Genomic DNA, 26,127 nt, shown 5'->3' with positions numbered 1-26,127 from the left:
TTTCATCGGCCCACGAGGACCCATCGTTACACAAACGAGATAAATTCGCCGTGCACGATCACCTCTACCTGGGCTCTACCGGCGGCGGTGGCGTGAGCCCACACCGCTCGATCTCGTACTCCGGGACGCGGTCGAATCTGTACCCCGCATAGTCGAAGGCCTTCTTCAGGTTCCGGACGAACAGTGGCCGGGTCAACTCGCCCCGGGACGACTGCAGCAGCTCCTCGGTTTCCGGACAGGTCAGCGCGACCTTCGCCTGCCGCACCCAGTCCTCGTCGAGGTACCAGGGCAGCCAGGGATGCACGTCCACCATCCCGGTGTCCGCGATCACCCAGTCCGGGTAGAGGGCCTTGTCGTGACCGATCCGGCCGTCGTCGAGGCGCTCGGTGTGGGCGGCCAGCGGGTACGCCAGCCCCATCTGGTCCAGCACCCGGACGTCGAGGCCGACGTTCATGCTCGTCATGCCCAGGTTCAGGAAGTAGACAACGTGGCCGACGCCACCCTCCGGGATCGGCGCCGGCGGCGGCACCACGTCCCAGTAGGTGTACGCGGCGGCCGGCAGCAGCACCCCACCGTCCGGGGTGTTCGCGATCGCCTCGACCATCGCGCGCATCCGCGGGTAGTCGAGGTAGTCCTCGGACCGGATCGGGTGCTCGTGACCGGTGTTGAGTATGTAGAAGGCGCGCTCGTCGACGATGCCGGACTTGCCGACGACGGTGCCGTTCGGCATGCCGGTCACAGTGGACACCGAGATCGCCCACACGACCGTCGCGAGCCAGGCCAGCGACCCGGCCGCGAACAAGGCGGTCGCCGGGGTCCTGCCCCACTGCCCGCGGGCGGGTACCCGAACCGGCAGGACCGCGATCGGCAGGATCAGGCAGAAGAGCGCGGGCAGCAGGACCCGGCCGTGCATGAAGTCGCCGCCGACGCGCACCGAGTAGACAGCCAGCAACAGGCCGGCACCCAGCATGAGGGCAACCACGGCGGTGGGCGTGTGCAGCCGCTGAGTCAGCGGGACACGGACGCCCGTCGGGCCTGCCGACGCTTTGTCCTCACTGTCTGCGGGCGAAACCTTGCGGCCGAGCAGCACCCAGCCGACGTAGCCGCCGACCACCAGCAGCGGCAGCCACAACCAGTACGGGCCCACGAGGTTCCACAGGTAGGCGAAGCCCTGCGACCACTTGGCGCCGCCCGCGTCCTTGGAGACGGCGGTGTTGGGGTAGGGCAGGGCGTAGTAGCCCATCCGCCAGATCTGGTAGCCGACCGGCAGTGCGCCGGCGACCGCGACGATCGAGGCGCGCCGCTGCCAGCTGCCCGGTGTGAGGAAGATCATCAGCAGGGCCAGACCGGCCACGATCACCATCTCGGGGCGGACCAGTGGCCCCAGCCCGGCGACGAAGGCGAGCACCAGCACCCGAACGGTGGTCGGCTCCCGCTGCGACCACTGCACCAGCAGCAGCCACACCAGCGAGATCCAGAAGATGACCAGGCAGGTCTCGAGCCCGGAGGTGGCGAAGTCACGGGCGGGCGGGACCGCGATGTAGGCGAGGGCACCGGCGGGCAGCAGCAGGGTGGACCGGCCCAGTGCCCCGGCCCGGTTGTTCCAGAGAGAACCGGCGCCCAGCATGCCCAACGCGATCGCGGCACCGGAGAGGACCAGGGCCAGCGTGAGCACCACGTACTCGAGCCGGATCTCGGTCAACCAACCGAAGGCGTAGACCAGGTACGTCCACACGGTGCTGGTGTTGGCCTCCACCCGCTCGCCGGCGTTGAACACCGGCCCGTTGCCCGCCAGCAGGTTCCGCACCGTCCGCAGCACGATCAGGCCGTCGTCGGCGATCCACCGACGCTGCCAGGCGCCCCAGAAGAAGAGGGCAGCGGTCAGCGCGACCCCGCCCAGGTACACCCACCGGGTCAGAGACCTCGGCAGCGGCTGGTCGGCGGGGTGGCCGGCCGCCGCGGACCCCGCGGAACGTGCGGTGTCAGGCGAGGTAGACAGCGACACCCACCGCTCCGATCCAGGCCAGCGCGAGGAACTGCAGCACCCGGTCGCCCAGCGCGATCTCCTCCGGCTCGCCGGCCTCGCCGCCGTCGACGTCCACGGCGTAGCGCAGGATCGCGATGGTGAACGGGATCATCGAGATCGCGAACCAGTTGGTGCCGTTCGCCTGGTCCCGCTCGAAGGCCCACAGTCCGTAGCAGATCACCACGGCCGTTGCGGACAGCGTCCACACGAAACGCAGGTAGGTGCCGGTGTAGTACTCGAGGGACTTACGGATCTTGGCGCCGGTGCGCTCGGCCAACTGCAGTTCCGCGTAGCGCTTGCCCGCCGCCATGAACAGCGAGCCGAAGGCCATGATCAGCAGGAACCACTGCGAGAGCGGGATCTCGGCGGCCACACCACCGGCGATCGCGCGCAGCAGGAAGCCCGAGGACACGATGCAGATGTCGAGCACGGCCTGGTGCTTGAGGCCGAAGCAGTACGCGAGCTGGATGGCGATGTAGACGCCCATCACCAGCGCGAGCTGCCAGTTCGCCAGGAACGAGATGCCGATCGCGCCGACCAGCAGCACGACGGCCATCGCGTAGGCGAGGTTGACCGGCAGCACGCCGGCGGCGATCGGGCGGAAGCGCTTGGTCGGGTGCGCCCGGTCCGCCTCCACGTCCATCGCGTCGTTGACGAGGTAGATGCCGGACGCCGCCATGCAGAACACGACGAACGCCAACGCCACCGGCACGAGCACGTCGACCTCGGTGACGGACCCGGCCGCCAGCGGCGCGGCCAGCACCAGGACGTTCTTGACCCACTGCCGGGGGCGGACCGCCTTGACGATCCCTCCCAGCAACGTCTTGGGGGGCCCGGCGACCTCGGACGGCTCCTCGCTCATTTCTCTCCAAACTTCTTTTCGGCACGCAGAACCACTGCGGCCGAGGCTGCGCCCAGGGCGGATCCGGCGAGCACATCGGTCGGGTAGTGCACGCCGAGAACGAGCCGCGAGAGCAGCATCGGAGGCACCAGCACCGCGGGCAAGGGTAGACCGGTCAGACGACCGAGGAGTACCGCGGCGGCCGTCGTCGACGTCGCGTGCGACGACGGAAAGCTCAGCTTGCTCGGCGTCGACACGTTGACCTGCACCGAGGGGTCGTTCGGGCGGGCCCGGCGGACGACACGCTTGATCACGATGGACGCCGCGTGCGCGCCGACCGCGCCGACCGCGACACCGGCCCACTGGCGGCGACGACGGGGGTCGACGACGGCGCCGACACCGGCGATCGCGACCCAGCCGAGCGCGTGCTCACCGAAGTGGGACATGCCACGGGCGGCGGCGATCACGCCGGGCCGGGCACCGACCGTGCCCTGCACCGCGTTGAGCACCCGCACCTCGGCCGCCGACTCAGGCCTTGTACTGGAAGACACTTTCCCACCTCTCCTTGCTGGTCAGCGCCGGCACCGCGGCCGCGTACTCGGCCTTGAGCTCCGGGAACCGGGCGGCCAGCTCGCGGCGCAGCCGCAGGGCCTCCTTGAGCAGCGCCCAGGCCTGGCGCGGGTCGCGCTTGCGGTAGACGACGCCGCGACCGTCGGCGGTGGTCACGGTGACGCCGTCGACCTGCGAGAGCAGGAACCAGCGAGCGTCGAGCGTCGGGACGTTCAGCTGCGGGCGCTCGTGGTGCTCGTCGACGGCGGGCTTCAGGTTGTGCACCAGGCCCTTGCCGAGCCGGACGAGCTTCGCGAGCGGGCCGTGGGGTTCGCCCACCGCGCCGACACCGGCGCCGGACGGCAGCGGCAGGCTGGTCGAGGACGGCACCACCACTGCGTCGGGGAACTCCTCACGCATCGCGCGGACTTCGCCGAGCGCGGTGGGCAGCAGCTCGAAGATGCGCTCCGGGCCGCCGAGGAAGTCCGCGATCGCGCGGTTCTGGATGGCGACGGTGGAGTACTCGAGGCAGAGCAGGTGCTTGACCGTGGCCTTGACGGTGTCGAGCACCAGGCCCCGGCCGTTGCCCGGCATGTACAGCGACGCCACCACCAGGCGGTTGCGCAGGTGGAAGTAGGCCTGCCAGTCGATGGCGTCGTCCTTGTCGGACCACGCCATGTGCCAGATCGCCGCGCCCGGCATGGTCACCGTCGGGTAGCCGGCCGCCCGGGCGCGAAGCCCGTACTCGGCGTCGTCCCACTTGATGAACAGCGGCAGCGGCTGGCCGATCTCCTCCGCGACGACGCGCGGGATCATGCACATCCACCAGCCGTTGAAGTCGACGTCGATGCGCCGGTGCAGCAGCTTCGAGTTCTCCCGGTCGCTGAGCGGATACTTGGAGAAGTCGTGGTCGTACTCGACGTTGGGCGCCGCGGACCACATGAAGTTACCGCGGTTGATCACCTCGCCCATCGTGTGCAGGTGACTGCGCTCCTGCAGGTTGAGCATCTGCCCGCCGACCAGCATCGGCGACTTCGCGAACCGGGACATCGCCAGGGCGCGCAGGATCGAGTCCGGCTCGATCTCGATGTCGTCGTCCATGAACAGGATGTGCTGGCAGTCAGTGGTCTTCAGGGCCTCGTACATGATCCGGCTGTAGCCGCCGGAGCCACCGAGGTTGGCCTGGTCGTGCATCGCGAGGCGATCGCCCAGCACCTCCGCCGCGGCCGCGAAGCCCGGCTCGTCGCGGGCCTTGCGGGTGCCCTGGTCGGGCACGATGACCGCCTTCAGCACGTCCAGCACCAGCGGGTCGGAGCCCAGTGCCGTCAGGGCCTTGACGCAGTCCGTGGGGCGGTTGAAGGTCGGGATGCCCAGCGCGACGCTGGCCTCGCCGGGCGCCTCGACCGGGGCGAACCAGCCGGCGCTCTCCACCGTCACCGCGGTGTCACTGGTGATGTCGAACCAGATCCAGCCGCCGTCCTCGAACGGCGCCAACTCGACCTCGAACTCCAGGGCGGTGTCCCCGTCCTCGAACTCCTTGCCCTCCACGTGGATTCGCGAGGAGTCGGCCTTGGAGCGGTACACGTCCACCCGGCAGTGCCCGCTGAGCTCGAGCCGCAGCACCACGGAGTCCAGGATGCTCCAGCGCCGCCAGTAGCTGGCCGGGAAGGCGTTGAAGTAGGTGCAGAACGACACCTCGGACTCGGCACCGATCGACAGCGCGGTTCGCGAGAGGGCGTGGGCGCGAGCGGAATTGGTGCTCGACTCCTCGAGGTACAGGGTGCGCACGTCGAGCGGCTCGCCCGGTCGCGGCAGCAGCACCCGCTGCAGCAGCGCCTTGCCGCGCAGTTCGACGTGGTCGTCGGCGGCCGCGTCCGCCTCGATCAGGTGCCGCGCGCTCATTCGGCGGTCCCGTTGGCGAGGGGCGCACCGGTCTCGAGGTGCGGGCGCAGGGTGTTGTCGAACATGCTCAGGGCGCTGGCGATGGCCATGTGCATGTCCAGGTACTGGTAGGTGCCCAGACGCCCACCGAAGAGCACCTTCTGCTCCGCGGTCTCCTGCTTGGCGCGGGCGCGGTACGCCTCGAGCTTCTGCCGGTCCTCGGGGGTGTTGATCGGGTAGTACGGCTCGTCCGTGGACTCGGCGAACCGGGAGAACTCACGCATGATGACGGTCTTGTCCGCCGGGTACTCCCGCTCGGGGTGGAAGTGCCGGAACTCGTGGATGCGGGTGTACGGCACGTCCGCGTCGTTGTAGTTCATCACCGGGGTGCCCTGGAAGTCGCCGGTCGGCAGCACCTCGGTCTCGAAGTCGAGGGTGCGCCAGCCGAGCTCGCCGTCGGCGTAGTCGAAGTAGCGGTCCAGCGGGCCGGTGTAGACGACCGGGGCGTCGGGGCTGACGGCGCGCAGCTCGTCCCGCACGTCGAACCAGTCGGTGTCGAGCCGGACCTCGATGCGCTCGTCGGTGACCATCTTCTCGAGCCACGCGGTGTAGCCGTCGACCGGCAGGCCCTCGTAGGTGTCGTTGAAGTAGCGGTTGTCGAAGGTGTAGCGGACCGGCAGCCGGCTGATGTTCCCGGCCGGCAGGTTCTTCGGGTCCGTCTGCCACTGCTTGGCGGTGTAGTCACGGACGAACGCCTCGTAGAGCGGGCGCCCGATCAGGGAGATCGCCTTCTCCTCGAGGTTGGTCGCGTCCTTGCTGTCGATCTCGCTGGACTGCTCCGCGATCAGCTTGCGCGCCTCGTCGGGGGTGAAGTACCGGCCGAAGAACTGCGAGACCAGGCCCAGGCCCATCGGGAACTGGTACGACTGCCCCTTGTGCATCGCGAAGACCCGGTGCTGGTAGCCCGTGAACTCGGTGAACTGGGTGACGTAGTCCCAGACCCGCTGGTTCGAAGTGTGGAACAGGTGCGCGCCGTACTGGTGCACCTCGATGCCGGTTTCCGGCTCGGGTGCCGAGTAGGCGTTGCCGCCGAGGTGGTTGCGGCGGTCGAGGACCAACACCCGCTTGCCGAGCTGGGTCGCGGCCCGCTCGGCGATCGTCAGTCCGAAGAATCCTGAACCTACGATGATCAGGTCGTACGGGCCGGAGGTCACGGAGTTCTCGGTAACAGAGGTCACGGCGAACCAGGGTATCCGACAGGGCTGTCGGCGCTGATCGGACGCCCGGCGCGCTACCGGAAGGTGCGTTCGACGTACACCCGTCGCGGGTCACGGACGAAGGTCGCGCCGGCGAGGCCGCCGTAGTTCGCGGCAAACCGCTGGTCGGTGACGTACCTCTCTGCCAGTTCGGGACGCGCCCGGAACTACGCGCGGTGCAGCGCCCGCGCCCGCGCGGCGTCGACCGGGTGGCCTCCGGGAATCGGCAGGAAGTGCTCCAGCTGCCAGGCCTGCGTGGTGCCGGCCTGGCGACTGCTCGTCGTCACCCACGGCGGGTAGACGCGGATCGCCAGCTTGCCGCCCTCGCCGGCTCGCGAGAGCACGCCGCGCTCGCGCAGGACCTCACGGGCGAACACGAACTGACCGAAGTGATCGCCGTCGCGGCAGCTGACGACGAACAGGTCGACGGGGTCGGCGGCGTCGAAGGGTGCGATGGGACCCGGGCCGGGCCGCTTCCACAGCGTCACGAACTGCCCGACCTTCGTCGGAGTGATCCTGGCGACGCGGTACCTGACCGCCCGGCCGTCGAGGGTGAACTCGTGCGCCCCGTACGCCGCACTCTCCGGCTCGGGCACCGGCCGCGAACAGGTGAACCCGCAGGGGTCGTACAGCCGCGTCCTCGCCGCCAGCAGGTCGGCGTGAACCCCGGGCCAGGACGCCGGATTCGAGTTCTCGCGCCCGGCGGGGTCGGTCATGGTCGTCCTCGTTTCGTGCTCGTCGACGCGCTGGGCGCCGGTGGCGGGGCGCCGCGCCCGACCACTTCGGACAGCCTTGCATTGCTGGTAGCGGCCCCTCGCAGCCACTAGCGTTCCGGCCATGAGCACCGACTCGGGGGACGTGTCGACCGCCCCAGAACCCCACGACGCCGAACCGCACGGCCAGGGCCTCTACGCCAAGCTGAACTGGCTGCGGGCCGGGGTCCTCGGCGCCAACGACGGCATCGTCTCGACGGCCGGCCTGGTGGTCGGTGTCGCCGCCGCGACCACCGACCGCGGGTCGATCCTCACCGCCGGCATTGCCGGGCTCGCCGCCGGCGCGGTGTCGATGGCGCTCGGCGAGTACGTCTCGGTGAGCACCCAACGCGACACCGAGCGGGCGCTGCTGGCGAAGGAGCAGGCCGAACTGGCCGAGACCCCCGAGCAGGAACTCGCCGAGCTCACCGGGCTCTACGAGGCAAAGGGCCTGTCCCCCGCGACCGCGCGCACGGTGGCCGAGGAACTGACCGCGCACGACGCCTTCGCCGCCCACGCGGAGGTCGAGCTGGGCATCAACCCCGACGAGCTCACCAACCCCTGGCAGGCCGCCGCGTCCTCGGCGGTCTCGTTCACGCTGGGCGCGCTGCTGCCGCTGATCGCGGTGCTCCTCACGCCGCCCACGGCGCGGATCCCGGTCACGGTGGTGGCGGTGCTGGTCGCGCTGGCGCTCACCGGCAGCGTCAGCGCCCGGCTCGGCGGATCCGACCGCGGCCGGGCGGTGGCGCGGGTGGTGCTGGGCGGCGCGCTCGCGATGGCCGTCACGTACGGCATCGGGCAACTGGTCGGCGGCGTCGCCCTCTAGCTTGGAGGGCCCGGCGTCGCCGTCAGGCGGGCGGCGCCAGCAGCACCGGGACCAGGAACTGCTCGATCATGGCGCGCTCGTCGGCCTCGTCCGCGCCGGGCACGGTGAGCAGCGAGACGATCACCCGGACCAGCCAGCGGGCCCGGCGCGAGACCTCCGCGTGGTCGCCGAGCCCGGCGTCGGCCAGGAAGGCCGTCCCCAGCACCTCGATGACCTCCGAGGTGCCGGCCAGTTCGGAGGCGATGCCCGCGTCGCCGAGCCCGAACCAGGCGGCCAGGGTCGGCGTCCGCCGCACCGCACGGACCGCGCCGAGCGTCGCCTCCACGACGCGTCGACGCGGGTCCGTGATGTCGGCGACCTGCGTCGACAGTTGCTCCCCCAGCCGCCGAGCCTCCCGGTGCACGAACGCCAGGTGCAACGACCGGCGGTTGTCGAAGTACCGGTACAGCGTCGCCCGCGAGCACCCCGCCGCCTTCGCGACCTCGGCCATACCGGTGGTCGCGACGCCCCGACGGACGAAGAGCTCCGCGGCGGCGTCGAGGATCCGTTCCGCCGCGATCTCGCTGCGCTCCTCGCGCAGCCACGGCGGGGCGGGGGCGTCGGGGCCGGCCATCAGCTCACCGAGAACGGCACGTGGGTGGGCCTGCGCACGTAGTTGCCGGGCGCGTACTCGACGGCGTCGATGTCGACGGTGAAGTCGGGGTACCGGCTCAGCAGTTCCTCGAGCGCGACCCGGGCCTGCATGCGGGCGGCGGCCGCACCGAGGCAGTGGTGGCTGCCGTGGCTGAAGGTCATGATCTGACGCGGGGCACGCAGCACGTCGAACTCCTCCGCATCCGGACCGTAGGCACGCGGGTCGCGGTTGGCAGACCCGTAGACCAGCAGTACCTTACGGCCCGCCGGGATGGTGACGCCGCGGCCGTCGACATCGACAGTCACGTCCCGGGTGCTGGTGCGGGCCAGCCCCTGCACGGGCGAGGTGAGACGCAGCAACTCCTCGACGGCGTCGGAGATCCGGGATGGGTCCTCGAGCAGCAGCGCGCGCTGGTCGGGCCGCTGGGTCAGCAACTGGACGGCGCCGCCCAGCATCCCGGTGGTGGTGTCGTTGCCGCCGGTGACCATGGTGAACGCGAACCCGAGGATGGACAGCAGCCCGGAGATGTCGCCGTCCGCGCCGACCCCGGCGTCCACCAGGTGCGAGATGGTGTCGTCCCCGGCCTGCCCGGCCGCGCACTCGGCGCGTCGACGCTCGATCAGGCCGCCGAAGTAGCCCATCAGGTCTCCCACGGCGGCCGCCGCGTCGAGGGTGTCGCCGGTAGCGGTGGCCGCGACGATCGAGTCGGTCCAGCCGTCGAACCGGTCACGGTCCTCGGCCGGTACACCCAGGTAGTGCGCGACCACCATGCTCGGCAGCGGCTTGAACAGCGTGGTGACGATGTCGCCGCCGCCGGCCGCACGCAGCCCCTCGAGGCGCTCGACCACGAACTCACGCACCTCCGGCTCGACGGAGTTGACCTGCCGCGGGGTGAACCCGCGCGCGACGAGGCGCCGGAAGTCCGTGTGCTGCGGCGGGTCCTGCATCACCAGCGGCGGGTTGTCACGCATGCCGATCTTGTCCAGCTCGCCGTACTGCGTGGTCAGCCCGTCCGCGGAGGAGAAGGTCTCGTGGTCGCGGGCGGCGGCGAACACGTCCGCATGCCGGGTGAGCACCCAGTAGTCGTCGCCGGGCGACTCCTCGGGAACCACATGGTGCACGGGGTCGTGCTCACGCAGCGCCGCGTACATGCCGAACGGGTCACGCCAGGACTCCCCGGACGGCGGCACATAGGCGGCCTGACCGGACATAGTTGTCGTCATGTGTCGAGAGTGAGACAGATGCCATTTTTTGTCAACGACGAGTTTCGGCAGGATCTCCCCCGGTTTCCTGGGGGAGATCCTGCCGAAGGTGCCGTTCAGGAGAACCGCGGCGTCAGCCGGCGCTGCCCGCCCCGGGCAACGTGGAGCCCAGCACGCTGGCGTCGAGCACCTGCGCCCCGGTGGTCGGGGTCCAGACGATGGCGCCGTGCGTGAACATCCGGAACTTGCCCGCCTCGTCGGGCATTGCCATCTCGGGGCCGACAGGCGCGCCGAGCACGCCGTTTGCGCCGCCGAGCTCGGCGTACTTCTTCTCGATCTCGGTCGGCGTCGGGACCTCGGGCGCGGCGTCGTCGGGCGCGGCCTGGCGCCCGTCCGGCGGGGCGGCGGGTGCCGCCGGGGCCGGGACCAGGCCCTCGGCGATGGTGAACCAGTCGGACTTCAGCCCGAGCTCCCTTCGTGCGGCATCACCGTCGACGTCCACCGTCTTCTCCGAACCGACCACCCTCATCCCGGTGACCCGGCCACCGTCGGCGCCGAGTCCGTTGCGCGAGGTGACGGTCACCGACTGCAGTTCGCCGACGCCGAACGCCTCGGCGATGTCGCCGGCGGTGAGGACCTGCGTCCAGTCGTGGACAGGCGCCGATGCGTCACCCTTGTCCTCCACCGCGGCGAACACGCCGCCGGCACTGAATCCTCCTGTGGAAGCGGAGAACTCGGCTGCAACCGGGTTGCCGTCACGAACCAGCGCGCGGCCCGCCGTGGAGCGCACCGCCTCGGTGGTCCGCGGGTCCTCCTTCGTCGAGCCGGGGTAGACCTGGCAGTCCTGGGTGTCGCAGGTGTCCGCGTAGCCGTACCGATGCTCGGACGCCGCGTACGACCGCGCCGCAATTGCCTGGGCGCGCAACGCTTCTGCTCCTCCGGTGTCCGCCCACTCGGGCTTCGACTCGGCGGGCACCACGCCCAGCAGGTAATCCTCGAGGTCGACGTGATTGACCACCCTCGGCTCCGCACCCTCCAGGGCTACACCGAGCGAACCTCGAAAACTGTTGCCGCCACACAGTTTCAGGTGCTGCTCCGCCGGACGGTCCGCGGCGAGGTCGACGGGGTCCACCCAGGGATGGTCCGTCGCACCCTGCCAGAGCACCTCCCCCTCGCAGCCCTTGGTCACGGCCACACTCGCACCGCCGCCGGGAGTCGCGGTGAGGTGCGCGACCTCGCCGGGCGCCACCGGGCGACCGGCGACGTTCATGCCGGCGTCGGAGTACACGTTCAGCCCCTGCCCGTCCAGGCCGACGAGTCGCACCGTGATCGGCCGCTGCGGGATGCTGTCCAGCGGGGTGCCGCCGTAGTAGTGGTCGATGATCCGTTCCGCGGCCCAGCCCTGCTCGGCGGCGTAGCCGTAGGCGCCCCACTGCCCCATGCCGCGACCGTGGCCGTGACCGTGACCGACCACGGTGAACGGGGTGTCCGCCGCGACAGCCTCGGTGACCGCGCCCGCGGTCCCGCGGGCGGCGACGATGCCGACCCCGGCCCCCACCACCAGCGCGGGTGCGACGCCCAGCGCGAGGGCGCGCGCCGCGAACGGCCGCCATCCGCCACGCATCGGGCGGCCCATGATGAACTTCTTGCGACGGGTAATGGCCATGTTCCGGTCTCCTCATCGACTGAGACGAGCATCAAGTCTCAAGCTAAGGTTGAGCCTTAGGCTATCTGTGGCTAGTGTGGCAAGAGTGGTCAGCAATGGCAACAGCTGTCACTCAAGCAACACTCGCAACACAAATGCAGGGTTCGGGGCCTCGAGCAGGTTCAGCGAAACAACGAGGGAGTCGTCTTGCCGCACCGCCGATCGAAGCCGTCGATCATCCTGGGGACGGTTGCCGCCGTAGCTATCGCGAGTCCGCTCGCGGTCTGGGGCGTCACCAGCACCTCCGGGGTCCGGTCGACCACCGAGTCCACCCAGTCCGTGCCGACCGAGATCGCGGAGGTCGTCCTCGCGCAGGTCCCCGACATCGTGATCCCGCTCAAGGAGCTGACCGGCCTCGACCTGCCCGACCTGCGCCTGTCCGACCTGAAGAAGCTGCCGCTCCCGCCGCTGCCGACGGAGATCGCGCTCCCGCAGAACCTGCCGCTGCCCGAGGGGCTGACCCTGCCCGAGAAGATCGCCCTGCCCGCCCTGCCGGTGCCCGCGCCCGCACCCGGCGACATCGCCGCGCAGGTGCCCGCGGCTCCCGCCCCGGCCGCACCCGCGCCGACGCCGGAGCAGGAGTTCGGCACCGCGGTCAAGGAAATCAGCCGCGACACGCCGTTCAGCATGATCGCGCTGACCTCGGACCTGGGCGCCACCGCGGCCAAGGTCCGCGCGAAGCTCGCGGACGGCTCGTGGGGCCCGTGGTTCGCCACCGAGCAGGTGGACTCACGCAAGAACGATCGCACCCAGGGCGGGAAGACCGGCACCGAGCCGGTGTTCGTCGGCCAGACCACCGCGGTGCAGGTGCTGGTCACCAAGGCCGCGCAGGCCCTGGCGGCACTGCCCACCTCCGGCACCGCCGAGGCGCCGGCGCCCGCGGAGCTGCTGCCCAACCTGCTCACCCCGGTCGACCCCGCCAAGCCCGGCGCCCCGGCGCCGGCCGCGGTCGGGTTCGCCCCGGCCGCCCTGAACACCCCGCTCCGTGCGCAGGAGCCCGCGCCCGCACCGGAGCCCGCACCTGCACCTGCACCGGAAACCGCTCCCGCACCCGCCTCCACCCAGGCACTCGCGGACGCCGTCACCGCCGTGCTCATCCAGCCCGGTTCCGGCAACGCGGACGCCGAGCTCGGTGACATCGCCTCGCCGCTCGCGGGTTCCGGGCCGAAGGTGATCACCCGCGCGCAGTGGGGCGCCGACGAGGGGATCCGCTGCGACCGACCCAGCTACGACGACTCCCTCGGCGGCGCGGCGGTGCACCACACCGCGGGCAGCAACGACTACACCAAGGCCGAGTCCGCCGAGATCGTCCGCTCCATCTACGCGTACCACGCGCAGACCCTCGGCTGGTGCGACGTCGGGTACAACGTGCTGGTCGACAAGTACGGCCAGATCTTCGAAGGCCGCGCCGGCGGGCTCGACCGGAACGTGCAGGGCGCGCACGCCGGCGGGTTCAACGAGAACACCATGGGCATCGCGATGATGGGCGACTTCTCCACCGTCACCCCGCCGCAGGCCACCGTCGACGCCGTCGGCAAGTTCCTGGGCTGGCGGCTCGCCAAGGCCGGACTGGATCCGACCGGTCGCACCACGATGTACTCCGAGGGCACCGAGTTCACCCCGTACGGCCAGGGCCAGGCCGTGGACCTGCCCGTCATTTTCGCGCACCGCGACGTGGGCAACACCAGCTGCCCGGGCGACGCCGGCTACGCGAAGATGAACCAGATCCGCAGCATCGCCAAGGCCAACTACGGTGGCGGGGGCGGCGTGCTGGCCGTCGCACCGGAGAAGCCGGCGGGCAACGCCGCCACGTCCGGGAACACGCAGACCGGCACCCAGCCCGACGCCCAGGCCCCGACGATCGACACCGGGTCGGTCGAGCAGCTCGGCACGCTCGTGGGCGAACTGCTCAAGCTCACCGACCAGTCCCCGATCGCCCAGAAGTGGATCTCGGAGGGCGGCGAGCTGGGTCGCCTCGGGGCCTCGCTGAGCGGGATCCTGTCCGCGAAGGCCGGGAACTCGCTCGTGAAGTTCGACAACGGAGCCATCGCCACCTCCCCCAACGGCGGGGTGTGGACGGTGCTCGGCAAGATCTACGAGACGTGGAACCAGAGCGGCCTCGACGGCGGGGCCCTCGGGCTCCCGGTCAGCGACGAGTACGTGGTCCCGGACGGTATGCGCGCCGACTTCGAGTACGGTTCGCTGATCTTCAACCAGATCACCGGCATCGTCACCACGGTGCTCAAGACGTACAACGAGACCTACGCGAATTCCTATGCCGGCCTGCCGGCGGCGGACGCGGCGGCGCAGGTGCCGGCGGCGGCGCCCGTACCCGAGGCTCCCGTTCCCGCTCCCGCCCCCGAGGCACTGGCCCCGGCTCCGGCCCCGGCCGGCTGACCGACCTCAGCGCACCACCCGCATCAGACCGGCTGCCGTGCAGCCGGTCTGATGCGTTGTGACGCAGGGAAGTTCGCCGAGATCAGTTCGCCCACCAGCGTTCCAGCACCCGCGCGACACCGTCCGCGGAGTTCGACGTGGTGACCTCGTCGGCCGCGGCGATCGCGTCGGGGTGCGCATTGGCCACCGCGACGCCGTGCCGGGCCATCGAGAGCATCGGCACGTCGTTGGGCATGTCTCCGAAGGCGACGATCGCGCCGCCGTCGATGCCGAGCCGGCTCGCCAGCGCGGACAGCCCGGACGCCTTGGTCACCCCGGGCGCGGACAGTTCGATCAGCCCGTTGTTGGTCGAGTAGGTCAGGTCCGCCCGGCCGTTCAGCAGTGGGGCGAGCCGCTCGACCATGTGCGAGCTGGCGATCCCGGGCAGCCGGATCAGCAGTTTCACCGCCGGGTACGCCACCACCTCGTCGTCGGAGACCTCGGTGTCGTCGGGGTTGAGCCAGGCGTGCTCGTAGTCGGGCGAGCTGACGAACTGCGGCGTGGCCGCGTCGTGCGCGGTGGCACCGATCCGTTCGGCGGCGAGCCCGCAGCCCGGGAGCACCGACTTGGCGAGCTCGGCCACCCAGGTCAGGGTCTCCACGGACAGGGTCTCGGCGGCGAGCACCCGGTCGGTGGCGCTGTCGTAGAGCACCGCGCCGTTCGCGCACACCGTCATCGGCGCCATGCCGAGGCCGTCGACCACCGGTGCGATCCAGCGTGGCGGCCGGCCGGTGGCCAGCACGAACGGCACCCCGTCCGCGACGGCCGCGTGCACCGCGGCACGGGTGCGGGCGCTGACCATCTCGTCGTCGTCGATCAGGGTGCCGTCTACGTCGCTGGCGATCAGGAGGGGCTTGGGGTATCCGTTGTCCTGCACCAGACCCATCTTGCCGCACCGACCCGCGCGCGGCCGGACGGCCGGACCGGCCGGCCACCGGGACCGCGGCGGCACGTCGTTCAGGGTGACGGTGGACGCAGTACCGGCGCGGGGCCGGGAGTCACGGACTGTTGCGCGGGCAACGAGGCGGCGTCGTCCGCCGTCTCGCCGGCGTCCGCGGACGCGCACCCGGCCAGCGCGCCGACGGCTCCCGCCGCCCACACAGTCGCGAATCTCCTTCTGCTGTATGCCATCTCGCCAACTCTGGTTGCGGCGGCAGGTCGATCACAGCCGGCCGTCGTCCGGCACCTCAGGACTGACCACCGGCCACGGGGTTCGTACGGCGGTCGGGGGTAGTTGCTTCAGACCGGATGACACTACGAGGGCGGACAGCACGATGGCTACGAGAAGCAGCCCCAGGACATCTCCCCACAGATGTCCCATGTGGTCGCCGCTGCCGAAGGACTGCACCGCCATTGTTGCGGCGTGGACGACGCTCGAGCATACGGTGAACCAGATCAGGCTGATGTTGGCCTCAGGACGTCGCGCCGCGTTCCAGAGGAAAATGCCCAGCGTCGCGTACAGGCCAACGATCATCATGAAGTAGTCGGACTGGTAGGGAGCACCGAGATGCCATGCCCAACCCGTCGGCCACACCACAGCGAGCGGATAGAGAAGAAGCATCACCGCGCCAAAGACGACGAGCGCGATCTGGAGAAGTCTGTAGCTGTACGAGGACACCATTGTGCGCTCCAATAGGTATGGGCTCCGAGCAGGTCCTGTTTCTGGGACCCCTGAGGCGATCGTGGAATCAAACTACGAGGCGTGGGCCCGGCGGACCCGACGACCGTTCAGATCACCGAGTAGCGCGTCCCACCATGATCGGACGGACGATCGACGGCATGCCGCGCCACACAGCATCGTCGGCTGCGATGGTGAAGCCGCAGTCGCGCATCAGCTCCCCGGTGGCGCGGTTGCAGCGGCAGCCGCCTGCAAAGTGTCGCCACGGTGTGAACAGAAAATCCTGGCACGCCGCGAGGAACCGCGAGCTCGCACGCACATGTTCGATGAACAGCACCTGCCCATCCGGACGGAGCACGCGTGCGATCTCGCGAAGCGCGAGTTCGGGGTCGTTGACGGTGCACAGGACGAGCGTCGAGACGACGGTGTCCACGGACGCATCCGCGAGCGGTAGACGCTCGGCAGGCGCGTCGACGATCCGCGCGACGCGCCCATGCCGCTGCAGGCGGCGCGCGAGGCTTCGGCGCATCCCAGGCTCGGGTTCAACGAGCACGAGCTCGGCGATCTCGTCGGGATAGTGCGCGATGTTCAGCCCGGTCCCGGCGCCGATCTCGACGACGCGCCCGCGGGCGCCGCCCAGGAGCGTGCTCCGCCGGCGGCGCATGCCTGCGATCTCGCCCAGCCATAGAAACGGGTCGTACGCCAGGGCGAAAATCCGCAGCCACGCCGCTGATGGCGGCCTCTCGTGGAGTTCGTTGCTTGATTCGATGCTTGCGTTCTCGGTCATGCGGCCAAACCTACGAGCGACCGCGTGTTGCGCGCATCGCTCAGCGCGGCCATCTTCTGCAGATGGCCCGTTCCGGCCATCTCACAGGAGTCCGAGACGGGCGGCCTCAGCGACGGCGGCCGTCCGTGAGGTGCGGCCGAGCTTGCGCCGGATGTTCGCAACGTGGCGGTGAACGGTGTGCGGGCTCAGCACGAGCTGCTCGGCGATCTCGCGATCGCCGAGACCGCGAGCGACGCAGGCGAGGACCTCACGCTCGCGGCTGGACAGTAGGACCGATTCCGGCTCGCTCGCATGGTGCGGCGACGGCTGCACCGGTGCCAGCGCTTGGCGGCACGCGCGGACCACGGAATCGGTGTCGTCGTGCCAGGGGAAGTGCGCGCTTCCCGGCAGCGGGATGAATGTCGCGCCTGGAATGGCGGCCGCGACCTCACGCCCGAGCCGGAACGGCACAGCGCGGTCGCCACGACGATGCACAACCAACGCCGGCTGGCGGACGAGAGGGAGGTGCGCGCGTACGTCAAGGCGATAGACCAGATCCAACAACGCGGCAGCGGTTTCGGCGGTCGCCGCCTCCCGCTGCAACCGTGCGAAGAGTTCGTGCTCCGCAGAGTCGGCACCACCGAGGAAGATGTCGCTGAGCAGGCGCGAGCCGAGTCCCCAGTGCGCGCGCACCGCCGCCAGGATCGCGTTCCCCACGCCCGGAGCTGTCAGCGCCGCACCGTCGGGGTACGACCCGTACAGCACCAGGTGCTCGACGCGCTCCGGAAACGCTGCGGCAAATGCGACGGCGGTGCAACTCCCGGACGAGCCGCCGATGAGCGACACGCGCTCGAGTTCGAGCTCGTCCAGAAGCGCGCGCAACGTCGCAACTTCCCCACCGAGGCTCAGATCCGAATCGTGCAAGGTGCGGTCCGACATGCCGACGCCGAGCCGGTCGTAGCGGATCAGTGTGTAGCCAGTCGCGACTCCCTCCCAGAATCGCCGAAAGCCCACGCTCTGCCAGTCGAGCTCGAGGTGACTCACCCACCACGCCGGAGCGACGAGCGGTGGACCGTCCCCCCGCATCTCGTACGCCACGCGGCGGGCGCCGAGGGGGAGGAACCGGATCTCGGACTTCTCCACCATCGCCCGAGCCTACGACGTCCGGCTGCGCAGCGAATCAGAAGAAGGACTACCAACCCACCGCCCCCCAAACGGCCTTGAACGGAACTACTGCAACCACTCCGATGGGCTGGATCGTGGCGTCCGGTGGGGTCCGTCCTCGCCGGACGCCTCCTCCGACCGGGCGTTTTCTGTCCCTCGTCGACCGCGAAATGCTCTCCGAGTTGACCCTCATGCCGCCTACTCAGTCCGCCAGCACGCGCTCGAGTGCGTCGTCCGGGGGCGAGCCCACCTTCGGCGGCCGGTTCGAGAGCATGTCGGCGACGGCCTTCGGCCTGGCGAGCCACTCCCGCGCGGTGTTCCTGGCCACGGTGATCGTCCGGCAGTCGCAGTCACCCTTGACGCCGTCCGCATCGATCCCGGCGTGCCGGCACAGCGCCACCGCCCGGGAGACGTGGTTGCCCTGGCTGACGATCAGCGCCTTGCGCACCCCGAACGTCTGCGCGGCACGGGCGCAGGTGTCGTAGGTGTCCAGCCCGTAGTCGTCACCGACGATCAGACTGCGATCGACGCCGCGGGCCACCAGGTAGTCGGTCATCGCGGCGATCTCGTTGCCGGAGGTGCCGTTGGCGTCGCCGGAGACCAGCACCGCGCGCGCCTTCCCCTCCCGCACCAGCCGGGCCCCCACGTCGAGGCGGCCGGCCAGGAAGGACATCGGCTTGCCGTCGGCGACCTTGGCGCCGAGCACGATCACCACCGGGGCCTCCGGCGCGTCGCCGGGTTCGTGCACGTGTCCGGCGGAGGCGACCCCGATCCAGGCCATCGAACCGAGCACCACGACCGCCAGCAGGGCCACCCCCGACGCGGCGACGCGCACCAGTCGCCGGCGCACCGGCCTGCCGGCGGCCGAGCCGGTCAGGAGCCGTCCCGCGGCGACTGCGCCCGGCGCGCGGCCTTGGCCTCCGCGTCCGCGGCGTCCATCTGGTTGGCCTCCTCGAGCGTCGGGGCGCTGCCGCCGAGCCGGGCCGGCACCCAGTACTCCCCGGCGGGGTGCTCGTAGTCCTCCTGCAGCGACGTCAGCAACTTCGTCATGACGTCGTGCAGCGCGGCGGTCAGGTCGGCGGCGGGCTCGAACGGCGCGATCGGCGCACCGACCGCGATGGAGATCGGAGTGTTGGTGCGGCCCAACCGCTTCGGGTGTCCCTTGGTCCACACCCGCTGAGCGCCCCAGATCACCACCGGGATGATCGGCACGTCCGCCTCGAGGGCCATCCGCGCCGCGCCGGACTTGAAGTCCTTGAGCTCGAAGCTGCGGCTGATGGTCGCCTCCGGGTAGACGCCGACCAGCTCGCCCCGGCGCAGGTCGTCGACGGCGGCCCGGAACGAGTCGGCGCCCGCGCCCCGGTCCACCGGGATGTGCTTGAGCGTGCGCATGATCGGCCCGGAGATCTTGTTGTCGAAGACCTCCTTCTTCGCCATGAAGCGGATGTACCGCTTGACCTTGCGCGCCGGCAGGCCTGCGTACGTGAAGTCCAGGTACCCGGTGTGGTTGACGGCGATCACCGCCCCGCCGTGGGCCGGGATGTGCTCCGCGCCGGTGACCGTGAACTTCAGGCCCTGGGCGGCGAACATCGTACGAGCGATGCCGATGATCGTTCTGTAGACGGGTTCCACGATTCCCGAGCCTAGCCGTCGGGCAGCTCCGCTGCCTGCGCGCCTTTTTGGTGACTGGGGCCACCGGAAGGGCGCACGGGCGGCGCAGCCGCCTACCCTTGAGGCGTCGAATCATCCGTAGGAGGCATACCAGTGCAGGTCACGAGCGTCGGACACGCCGGATTCCACATCCAGACCGAGGCGGGATCGATCCTCTGCGACCCGTGGGTGAACCCCGCGTACTTCGCGTCGTGGTTCCCCTTCCCCGACAACACGGGGCTGGACTGGGACGCACTCGGCAATGTCGACTACCTGTACGTCTCGCACCTGCACAAGGACCACTTCGACCCCGAGACGCTGAGCAAGCACGTCAACAAGGACGCGACGGTGCTGCTGCCGGACTACCCGGTGCCGGACCTCAAGCGCGAGCTCGAGAAGCTCGGCTTCCACAAGTTCTTCGAGACCGCGGACTCGGTCAAACACACCGTGACCGGGCCCAAGGGCGACCTGGACGTCATGATCATCGCGCTCCGCGCCCCGGCCGACGGCCCCATCGGCGACTCGGGCATCGTGATCTCCGACGGCACCACCACCTGCTTCAACATGAACGACGCCCGCCCGGTGGACATGGACGTGCTCGGCGAACAGTTCGGCAAGATCGACATCCACCTGCTGCAGTACTCGGGCGCGATCTGGTACCCGATGGTCTACGACATCCCGTCACGCACCAAGTCGAACTTCGGCAAGCAGAAGCGTCAGCGCGGCATGGACCGCTGCCGGAGCTACATCGAGCAGGTCGGCGCCACCTGGGTGGTCCCGTCCGCCGGCCCGCCGGTGTTCCTGGACCCGGAACTGCGCTACCTCAACGACGACCGCGGCGACGAGGGCAACATCTTCCCCGACCAGATCGTCTTCCTCGAGCAGATGCGCCAGCACGGCAACAACGGTGGCCTGCTGATGATCCCGGGATCGACGGTGGACCTGAGCGGCAGCGAGCTGACGCTCACGCACCCGATCCCGGACGCCGAGGTCGACAAGATCTTCTCGGACAAGGCCGCCTACATCGAGGACATGGCACAGCGTCTGGCGCCGGTGCTCGCCGCCGAGAAGGCGACGTGGGCGCCGGCCGAGGGTGAGCCGCTGCTCGTGCCGCTCAAGGCGAAGTTCGAGCCGATCATGGCGCAGTCGGACCTGATCTGCGACGGCATCGGCTACCCCGTCGGCCTGGTGATGGGCGAGGAGACCGTGGTCCTCGACTTCCCGAACCGGACCGTGCGCGAACCGATCGAGGGCGAGGGCAAGTACCGGTACGGCTTCCGGATCGCGCCCGAGCTGGTGCGCACCGTGCTGCGCGACGACGAGCCGGACTGGGTGAACACCATCTTCCTGTCCACCCGATTCGAGGCGTGGCGGGTCGGCGGCTACAACGAATTCCTCTACACATTCTTCAAGTGCCTGACCGACGAGCGGATCGCGTACGCCGACGGCTGGTTCTCCGAGGCGCACGACGACTCCTCGTCGATCGAGCTGGGCGGCTACGAGATTCAGCGCCGGTGCCCCCACCTGAAGGCGGACCTGTCGAAGTTCGGCGTCGTCGAGGGCAGCAACCTCACCTGCAACCTGCACGGCTGGCAGTGGGACCTCGAGACCGGACGCTGTAAGACCTCGAAGGGACACGAGCTGCGCTCGACGAAGCTGTAGTCCCGAGGCCCCGCACCCAATTTCGGGTGCGGGGCGCGGGCCGGCAGTTCTCGAATCGCTGCGTGTGTCGGGAATTACGTCGGGCGCCACGTGGTTGGAATGAAACACGGCTATTCGAGGCGCGCCATGTCCACGGCCACCATTTTGCGGGCGAGCGGGCGATCGCGAAGACCGACGGCACTGCCCGGTCGCGAGCATGACGGAAGCCTTCCGGAAGGCTGGGCGGCGACGACTGGCACTTTCGTCGGCGACACTCGTCGCCCCTCCTTCCTCGAGAGGAAGGGCGAGGCAGTGAAACTCGCGACTACCTGGACATTCGGACTCCTGACCGCCGCCGCCGTGGTCTTCGGCGGCCTGGGCGGCGACTGGTCCGCGAATGCGGTCGGACCCACCCCGTGCCCCGTGGTGCCGGTTCAGGCCGACGATCCTGACGACGACCACGAGCGACAGATGCGGGAGCAGGAACAGCGAGAACGCAACCAGGACCTCCGGGAACGGAGGGACGGAGGCGTGCCGCGTCTGTGCCTGCCCTACGAGGGCAGCTCCGCCGTCGCCTGAGTCGTCGAACCCGGCTGAGTGAGGGACTTTCCCGGCCGGGTGACGTGGCCCGGCTTGCGGCCGCCATGTGACTGTCGTCTCATGTAGCGAGACGGGCCGCCCCGAATCCGTCCGTCTCTGACCCACTGGGCTGACAGAGACCCCACCGGGAGAGGACGACACCATGACGACCGTGACGACCGACGTCGACGAGGTTCGGGAGATCGAGGGCGGTGCGGCTCCGCAGCGGTTCGCCCGCGGCTGGCACTGCGTCGGCCTGTCCCGGGACTTCACCGACGGGGAGCCACATGCCATCAACGCCTTCGGCACCAAGCTCGTCGCGTTCGCCGACAGCGCCGGCGAGATCAAGGTTCTCGACGCCTACTGCCGGCACATGGGCGGTGACCTGAGCCAGGGCACCGTCAAGGGCGACTCCATCGCCTGCCCGTTCCACGACTGGCGCTGGGGTGGCAACGGCAAGTGCACCGCGATCCCCTACGCCCGCCGGGTTCCGCCGCTGGCCCGCACCCGGTCCTGGCCGGTACTCGACCAGGACGGTCTGCTGTTCGTCTACAACGACCCCGAGGGCAACCCTCCGCCCGAGGAGGTGCGTCCGCCCCGCATCCCTGGCGCCCTGGCAGACGACTGGACGGACTGGAAGGGCTTCAAGCAGACGATCGTGCACACGAACGTGCGCGAGCTCATCGACAACAACGTCGACATGGCGCACTTCTTCTACGTGCACGGCTCGTTCCCGACGTTCTTCCGCAACATCTTCGAGGGCCACGTCGCCGCCCAGTACATGAACGGCGTCGCCCGCGACGACATCCGGCCGCCCGCCAAACCCGGCGAGCCGCGGGTGCTTGGCAACTCCTCCGCCGCCGCCTACTACGGCCCGGCCTTCATGATCGACGAATTGACCTACCACTACGAGGGTTTCGACTCCGAGGCCATCCTGCTCAACTGCCACTACCCGATCGATGCGAACACCTTCGTGCTCACCTACGGCGTGATTGTGAAGTACTCCGAGCACCTCTCCCCCGAGGCCGCGGAGAAGCTGGCCGAGGGCATGAGCACGTTCATCAACAAGGGCTTCGAGCAGGACGTGGAGATCTGGCGCAACAAGACCCGGATCGACAACCCGCTGCTGTGCGAACAGGACGGTCCGGTCTACCAGCTGCGCCGCTGGTACGAGCAGTTCTACGTCGACGTCGCCGACATCACCCCGGACATGACCGATCGGTTCGAGTTCGAACTCGACACCACCCGGCCGGTCGAGTCGTGGAAGCGGGAGGTCGAGGAGAACCTCGCCCGCCGCGCGGCCGCCCAGGGCTGAGCCGTGCGGCCCGTGCAGTGCCGCGAGTGCGGGGTCACCGTGCTCGTGCAGAAGTTCAGTTGGGAACACACCGAGGTGCAGTGGACCGAGGAGGCCGTCGCGGCCTGCCCGGTGCTGGCACCGTTGGCAGACCGGAGCGGCATCGCCACGCTGACCGGCGGCTGCGAGGCGATGCGGTCCTCGATCCGGGAGGCCGCCGTGGAGGGCCGTTTCGGCGACCTCGACTGAGCGGAAGCACCCGAACGGGCGGTTACCGGTTCGACCTCTCGACGGTTGGTCCGGCAACCACCCGTTCGGCGAGCTATACCCCGCCGAACAACGCGAGGTAGTCCTCGCGGCCGAACATCCTCGCGCTGTCGACCGCCGTGGGGTGCCCGGCGTTCGGGTCGGCACCGGCCGCGGCGAGTGCCCGCACCACCGCCTCCTCGCCCTTGAAGATCGCGCCCGCGACCGGTGACTGACCGCGGCCGTTGAGCCGGTCGACGTCCGCGCCCCGCTCGATCAGCGCCTGCACCGCCTCGACGTGGCCGTGGTACGCGGCGAGCATCACCAGCGTGTCGCCGGTGCCGTTGGTGAGGTTCACCGGGACGCCCGCGTCGAGGTAGGCGGCGAGGGCGGCGGCGTCACCCGCCCGGGCCGCGTCGAAGACTCGCTGCGCGATCTCCTGCAACTGGGGGTCGATCGGTTCGTCCGTCATGTCGGCCGAAGCTACCCTGCCCCGCGCCGCACCACCCCTTCGACGGGCCCAGTCGCCGTGGACTACCGGCGACGGCTACGGGGCGCGCAGGACGTCGGTGCCGACGAACGGCTGCAGCGCCGCGGGCACCCGCACGCTGCCGTCGGCCTGCTGGTGGTTTTCCAGGATAGCGACCAGCCACCGGGTGGTGGCCAGCGTGCCGTTGAGGGTCGCGGCGGTCTGCGGCTTGCCGTTCTCGTCGCGGTAACGCACCGAGAGGCGCCGGGCCTGGAAGGTGGTGCAGTTCGAGGTGGACGACAGCTCGCGGTAGGCCTGCTGGGTAGGCACCCATGCCTCGCAGTCGAACTTGCGCGCCGCGGAGGAACCGAGGTCGCCGCCGGCGACGTCGATCACCCGGTACGGCACCTCGATGGCGGCGAGCATCTCGCGCTCCCAGGCCAGCAGCCGCTGGTGCTCGGCGTCCGCGTCCTCCGGCCGGCAGTAGGTGAACATCTCGACCTTGTCGAACTGGTGCACGCGGATGATGCCGCGGGTGTCCTTGCCGTAGCTGCCCGCCTCGCGGCGGAAGCAGGAGGACCAGCCGGCGTACCGCTTCGGCCCCGACGCCAGGTCCAGGATCTCGCCCGAGTGGTAGCCGGCGAGCGGCACCTCGGAGGTGCCGACGAGGTACAGGTCGTCCGCCTCGAGGTGGTACACCTCCTCGGCGTGCTGGCCCAGGAAGCCAGTGCCCTTCATGATCTCGGGGCGCACCAGCACCGGCGGGATCATCATCGTGAACCCGTTGGCCATCGCCTTCTGCGCCGCCAGCTGCAGCATGCCGAGCTGCAGCATCGCGCCGAACCCGGTGAGGAAGTAGAACCGGGCGCCGGAGACCTTGGCGCCACGCTCCATGTCGATCAGGCCCAGCGACTCGCCCAGCTCCAGGTGGTCCTTCGCCTCGAAGTCGAAGGTCGGCAGCTCACCGACGGTCTCGAGGGTGATGAAGTCGTCCTCGCCGCCGGCGGGTGCGCCCTCCTGCACGACGTTGGAGATCGCCCGCTGCGCCGCGTCGAGGGCGGCGTCCGCCTCGTGCTGCGCGGCCTCGGCGTCCTTGACCTTCTGCGCCAGTTCCTTGGCCCCCTCGAGCAGGGCGGGACGGTCCTCCGGGGCGGCCTGGCCGACCTTCTTGCCGAGCGCCTTCTGCTCGGCCCGCAGGTTGTCCCCGGCGAGGACTGCTGCGCGGCGCGCCTCGTCGGCGGCCAACAGCGCGTCGACCAGGGCCGGGTCCTCCCCGCGGGTGCGCTGGGACTCACGGACGACGTCGGGATTCTCGCGCAGGAACTTGAGGTCAATCACGCAGCAGACCCTACTTGGTCGGCGCCGGCGGCGATCGGGACCCGCGGGGACGGCCGCCGCGCAGGCGCCAAGGTTCGGCCGCCGCCCATGCCAACGGGCATGATGGAGGTGATGTCCGACGAATCCACACCCGAGACCCCGAGCGCCGACCCGACGGACGGCCCCCCGGACCGCGCCGAGGCCGCAGCGCCGGCGGACGTGCCCGCCGACGCGTCGGCGGACAACCCGCAGCAGCGGTACATGTCGGCCAGGACGACCCGGCGCGTGCTCGCCGCCGTCGCACTGGGCGCGGTCCTCGCCGCCCTGGTCACCGTGGTGTTCTCCGGCGGTTTCAAGAGCGAGACCGAGCTGATCAGCCACCCCAGCACCGGCGGGCCGATGTCCACCGGCGCGGTGGCGGGCACGGCGTTCGGCACCGCCGGCGTCGGCGACTGCCTGACCTGGACCAAGGACGACGCCAGCGACCTGTCGAAGGTGGACTGCTCTGCCAAGCACCTGTTCGAGGTGGCCGCCGAGGTGGACCTGAGCGTCTTCCCCGGCACCGAGTTCGGGCCCGGCTCCCGGTTCCCGGGCGTGCTGCGTTTCTCCCAGCTGCGCGACGAGCACTGCGCGCCCGCGGTCAACGAGTACCTCGGCGCCCGGTACGACCCGCACGGCAAGTACAGCGTCGGCCTGATCAACCCCGGCGAGGCCGGCTGGGCGGCGGGCGAGCGCACGGTGCGCTGCGGTCTGCAGAACTCCGGCACCACCGGCACGCTGCAGCCGATCACCGGGACGGTGTCCGGCCAGGACCAGTCCAAGGCGTGGCCCGCGGGCACCTGCATCGGCATCAACCAGAATGTGCCCACCGACCCCGTCGACTGCGCCGAGGCGCACGCCTTCGAGGCGATCTCGGTGGTCGACCTGGGCGCGAAGTTCCCGGACGGGTTCCCGTCCGTCGAGGACCAGGACAAGTACCTGGAGGAGACCTGCACCCAGGCGTCGAACGAGTACCTCGGCGCCGACGGGCTGCGGAACAAGACCCTCACCCTGTTCTGGGACAACCTCGACCTGACCAGCTGGCTGGCCGGCAGTCGCAAGGTGAACTGCTCCGTCGGCAAGGAGGTCGACACCGGCGGCTTCGCGTCGATCGTGAACTCCACGAAGGGCGACATCCTGATCAACGGCGCGCCGCCCGTCGCGCCGCCGCCCCTCCCGGAAGGCCGCTCCCTGCCCACCCCGCTGCCCGGCGCCGGCCCCGCACCGGCCGGCTGA

General features: G+C 70.1%; 25 protein-coding genes. 7 read left to right on the top strand and 18 right to left on the bottom strand.

Features of this window, described 5'->3' with window-relative positions:
- Positions 1–64: 64 nt before the first annotated feature.
- The 6 genes from RT2_RS09125 to RT2_RS09100 all read right to left on the bottom strand — a co-directional run bounded on the left by RT2_RS09125 (position 65) and on the right by RT2_RS09100 (position 7,269).
- Positions 65–2,005 (bottom strand): arabinofuranosyltransferase AftB family protein, encoded by a 1,941-nt coding sequence (locus tag RT2_RS09125; RefSeq protein ID WP_072844477.1) that lies wholly within the window; start codon positions 2,003–2,005, stop codon positions 65–67.
- Positions 1,983–2,888 carry a decaprenyl-phosphate phosphoribosyltransferase gene (locus RT2_RS09120; RefSeq protein WP_072844476.1) on the bottom strand — a complete coding sequence of 302 codons (906 nt, stop codon included), beginning with the start codon at positions 2,886–2,888 and terminating at the stop codon, positions 1,983–1,985. Before RT2_RS09120 ends, RT2_RS09125 begins: the two co-directional genes overlap by 23 nt.
- Positions 2,885–3,418, bottom strand: coding sequence for a phosphatase PAP2 family protein (locus RT2_RS09115; protein ID WP_174556688.1), 534 nt, complete (start codon positions 3,416–3,418; stop codon positions 2,885–2,887). Before RT2_RS09115 ends, RT2_RS09120 begins: the two co-directional genes overlap by 4 nt.
- Entirely contained in the window at positions 3,396–5,318 is a 1,923-nt protein-coding gene (locus RT2_RS09110) for a glycosyltransferase (RefSeq protein WP_072844474.1), read from the bottom strand. The genes RT2_RS09115 and RT2_RS09110 overlap by 23 nt, the downstream gene beginning before the upstream one ends.
- Entirely contained in the window at positions 5,315–6,535 is a 1,221-nt protein-coding gene (gene glf, locus RT2_RS09105; protein ID WP_072844473.1) for a UDP-galactopyranose mutase, read from the bottom strand. Before glf ends, RT2_RS09110 begins: the two co-directional genes overlap by 4 nt.
- A 185-nt stretch (positions 6,536–6,720) precedes the next feature.
- Positions 6,721–7,269, bottom strand: a complete 549-nt coding sequence (locus RT2_RS09100) for a MepB family protein (protein ID WP_072844472.1) — start codon at positions 7,267–7,269, stop codon at positions 6,721–6,723.
- A 121-nt stretch (positions 7,270–7,390) separates the two neighbouring features.
- Between RT2_RS09100 and RT2_RS09095 the strand changes: the two genes are divergently transcribed.
- Complete coding sequence (locus tag RT2_RS09095) at positions 7,391–8,131, top strand: VIT1/CCC1 transporter family protein (protein ID WP_072844471.1); 741 nt, start codon at positions 7,391–7,393, stop codon at positions 8,129–8,131.
- Positions 8,132–8,153: 22 nt separating this feature from the next.
- Here RT2_RS09095 and RT2_RS09090 read toward each other — a convergent pair whose 3' ends face one another.
- The 3 genes from RT2_RS09090 to RT2_RS09080 all read right to left on the bottom strand — a co-directional run bounded on the left by RT2_RS09090 (position 8,154) and on the right by RT2_RS09080 (position 11,633).
- Complete coding sequence (locus RT2_RS09090; RefSeq protein ID WP_072844470.1) at positions 8,154–8,744, bottom strand: TetR/AcrR family transcriptional regulator; 591 nt, start codon at positions 8,742–8,744, stop codon at positions 8,154–8,156.
- Positions 8,744–9,988, bottom strand: a complete 1,245-nt coding sequence (locus RT2_RS09085; RefSeq protein ID WP_072844469.1) for a cytochrome P450 — start codon at positions 9,986–9,988, stop codon at positions 8,744–8,746. The genes RT2_RS09090 and RT2_RS09085 overlap by 1 nt, the downstream gene beginning before the upstream one ends.
- 112 nt (positions 9,989–10,100) lie before the next feature.
- A complete protein-coding gene (locus RT2_RS09080) occupies positions 10,101–11,633 on the bottom strand; it encodes a SpoIID/LytB domain-containing protein (protein ID WP_072844468.1) in 1,533 nt (510 codons plus the stop codon).
- 186 nt (positions 11,634–11,819) lie between these two features.
- Here RT2_RS09080 and RT2_RS09075 point away from each other — a divergent pair, with 186 nt between their 5' ends.
- Positions 11,820–14,069 (top strand): N-acetylmuramoyl-L-alanine amidase, encoded by a 2,250-nt coding sequence (locus tag RT2_RS09075; protein ID WP_072844467.1) that lies wholly within the window; start codon positions 11,820–11,822, stop codon positions 14,067–14,069.
- 82 nt (positions 14,070–14,151) lie between these two features.
- Here the strand turns inward: RT2_RS09075 and RT2_RS09070 are convergent, their stop codons facing one another.
- The 7 genes from RT2_RS09070 to RT2_RS09045 all read right to left on the bottom strand — a co-directional run bounded on the left by RT2_RS09070 (position 14,152) and on the right by RT2_RS09045 (position 19,288).
- Positions 14,152–14,985: an HAD family hydrolase gene (locus RT2_RS09070; protein WP_245709090.1), complete on the bottom strand. Its 834-nt coding sequence runs from the start codon at positions 14,983–14,985 to the stop codon at positions 14,152–14,154.
- An 80-nt stretch (positions 14,986–15,065) separates the two neighbouring features.
- Positions 15,066–15,239: a hypothetical protein gene (locus RT2_RS25795; RefSeq protein ID WP_169888238.1), complete on the bottom strand. Its 174-nt coding sequence runs from the start codon at positions 15,237–15,239 to the stop codon at positions 15,066–15,068.
- Positions 15,240–15,270: 31 nt separating this feature from the next.
- Complete coding sequence (locus RT2_RS09065) at positions 15,271–15,729, bottom strand: DUF6632 domain-containing protein (protein ID WP_245709088.1); 459 nt, start codon at positions 15,727–15,729, stop codon at positions 15,271–15,273.
- A gap of 112 nt (positions 15,730–15,841) precedes the next feature.
- A complete protein-coding gene (locus tag RT2_RS09060; RefSeq protein ID WP_072844466.1) occupies positions 15,842–16,513 on the bottom strand; it encodes a class I SAM-dependent methyltransferase in 672 nt (223 codons plus the stop codon).
- Between the two features lie 81 nt (positions 16,514–16,594).
- The gene (locus RT2_RS09055; protein ID WP_072844465.1) at positions 16,595–17,638 is read right to left on the bottom strand and encodes an alpha/beta fold hydrolase; all 1,044 of its coding nucleotides are present in this window, start codon (positions 17,636–17,638) and stop codon (positions 16,595–16,597) included.
- Between the two features lie 220 nt (positions 17,639–17,858).
- The gene (locus tag RT2_RS09050) at positions 17,859–18,506 is read right to left on the bottom strand and encodes a SanA/YdcF family protein (protein WP_371851146.1); all 648 of its coding nucleotides are present in this window, start codon (positions 18,504–18,506) and stop codon (positions 17,859–17,861) included.
- Positions 18,507–18,529: 23 nt separating this feature from the next.
- Positions 18,530–19,288, bottom strand: coding sequence for a lysophospholipid acyltransferase family protein (locus RT2_RS09045; protein WP_072844464.1), 759 nt, complete (start codon positions 19,286–19,288; stop codon positions 18,530–18,532).
- Between the two features lie 132 nt (positions 19,289–19,420).
- Between RT2_RS09045 and RT2_RS09040 the strand changes: the two genes are divergently transcribed.
- The 4 genes from RT2_RS09040 to RT2_RS09025 all read left to right on the top strand — a co-directional run bounded on the left by RT2_RS09040 (position 19,421) and on the right by RT2_RS09025 (position 23,069).
- Positions 19,421–20,968, top strand: coding sequence for a Rieske 2Fe-2S domain-containing protein (locus RT2_RS09040; RefSeq protein ID WP_072844463.1), 1,548 nt, complete (start codon positions 19,421–19,423; stop codon positions 20,966–20,968).
- A gap of 291 nt (positions 20,969–21,259) precedes the next feature.
- On the top strand, positions 21,260–21,526 hold the full coding sequence (locus tag RT2_RS09035; RefSeq protein WP_072844462.1) for a hypothetical protein: 267 nt from the start codon (positions 21,260–21,262) through the stop codon (positions 21,524–21,526).
- Positions 21,527–21,689: 163 nt separating this feature from the next.
- Complete coding sequence (locus RT2_RS09030; protein ID WP_072844461.1) at positions 21,690–22,841, top strand: 3-ketosteroid-9-alpha-monooxygenase, oxygenase component; 1,152 nt, start codon at positions 21,690–21,692, stop codon at positions 22,839–22,841.
- A gap of 3 nt (positions 22,842–22,844) precedes the next feature.
- Complete coding sequence (locus RT2_RS09025) at positions 22,845–23,069, top strand: hypothetical protein (protein ID WP_072844460.1); 225 nt, start codon at positions 22,845–22,847, stop codon at positions 23,067–23,069.
- Between the two features lie 73 nt (positions 23,070–23,142).
- On the opposite strand, the gene RT2_RS09020 is transcribed toward RT2_RS09025, so the two are convergent.
- Both RT2_RS09020 and serS read right to left on the bottom strand, forming a co-directional pair.
- Positions 23,143–23,538 carry an ankyrin repeat domain-containing protein gene (locus tag RT2_RS09020; RefSeq protein ID WP_072844459.1) on the bottom strand — a complete coding sequence of 132 codons (396 nt, stop codon included), beginning with the start codon at positions 23,536–23,538 and terminating at the stop codon, positions 23,143–23,145.
- A 75-nt stretch (positions 23,539–23,613) separates the two neighbouring features.
- A complete protein-coding gene (gene serS, locus RT2_RS09015; protein ID WP_072844458.1) occupies positions 23,614–24,873 on the bottom strand; it encodes a serine--tRNA ligase in 1,260 nt (419 codons plus the stop codon).
- 240 nt (positions 24,874–25,113) lie between these two features.
- Here serS and RT2_RS09010 point away from each other — a divergent pair, with 240 nt between their 5' ends.
- A complete protein-coding gene (locus tag RT2_RS09010; RefSeq protein WP_072844608.1) occupies positions 25,114–26,127 on the top strand; it encodes a septum formation family protein in 1,014 nt (337 codons plus the stop codon).

Source organism: Rhodococcus tukisamuensis NBRC 100609, assembly GCF_001894985.1.
Taxonomy (GTDB): domain Bacteria; phylum Actinomycetota; class Actinomycetes; order Mycobacteriales; family Mycobacteriaceae; genus Rhodococcus_G; species Rhodococcus_G tukisamuensis.
Note: the sequence above shows the minus strand (reverse complement) of the source record. Positions and strands in the feature narration are given on the sequence as shown.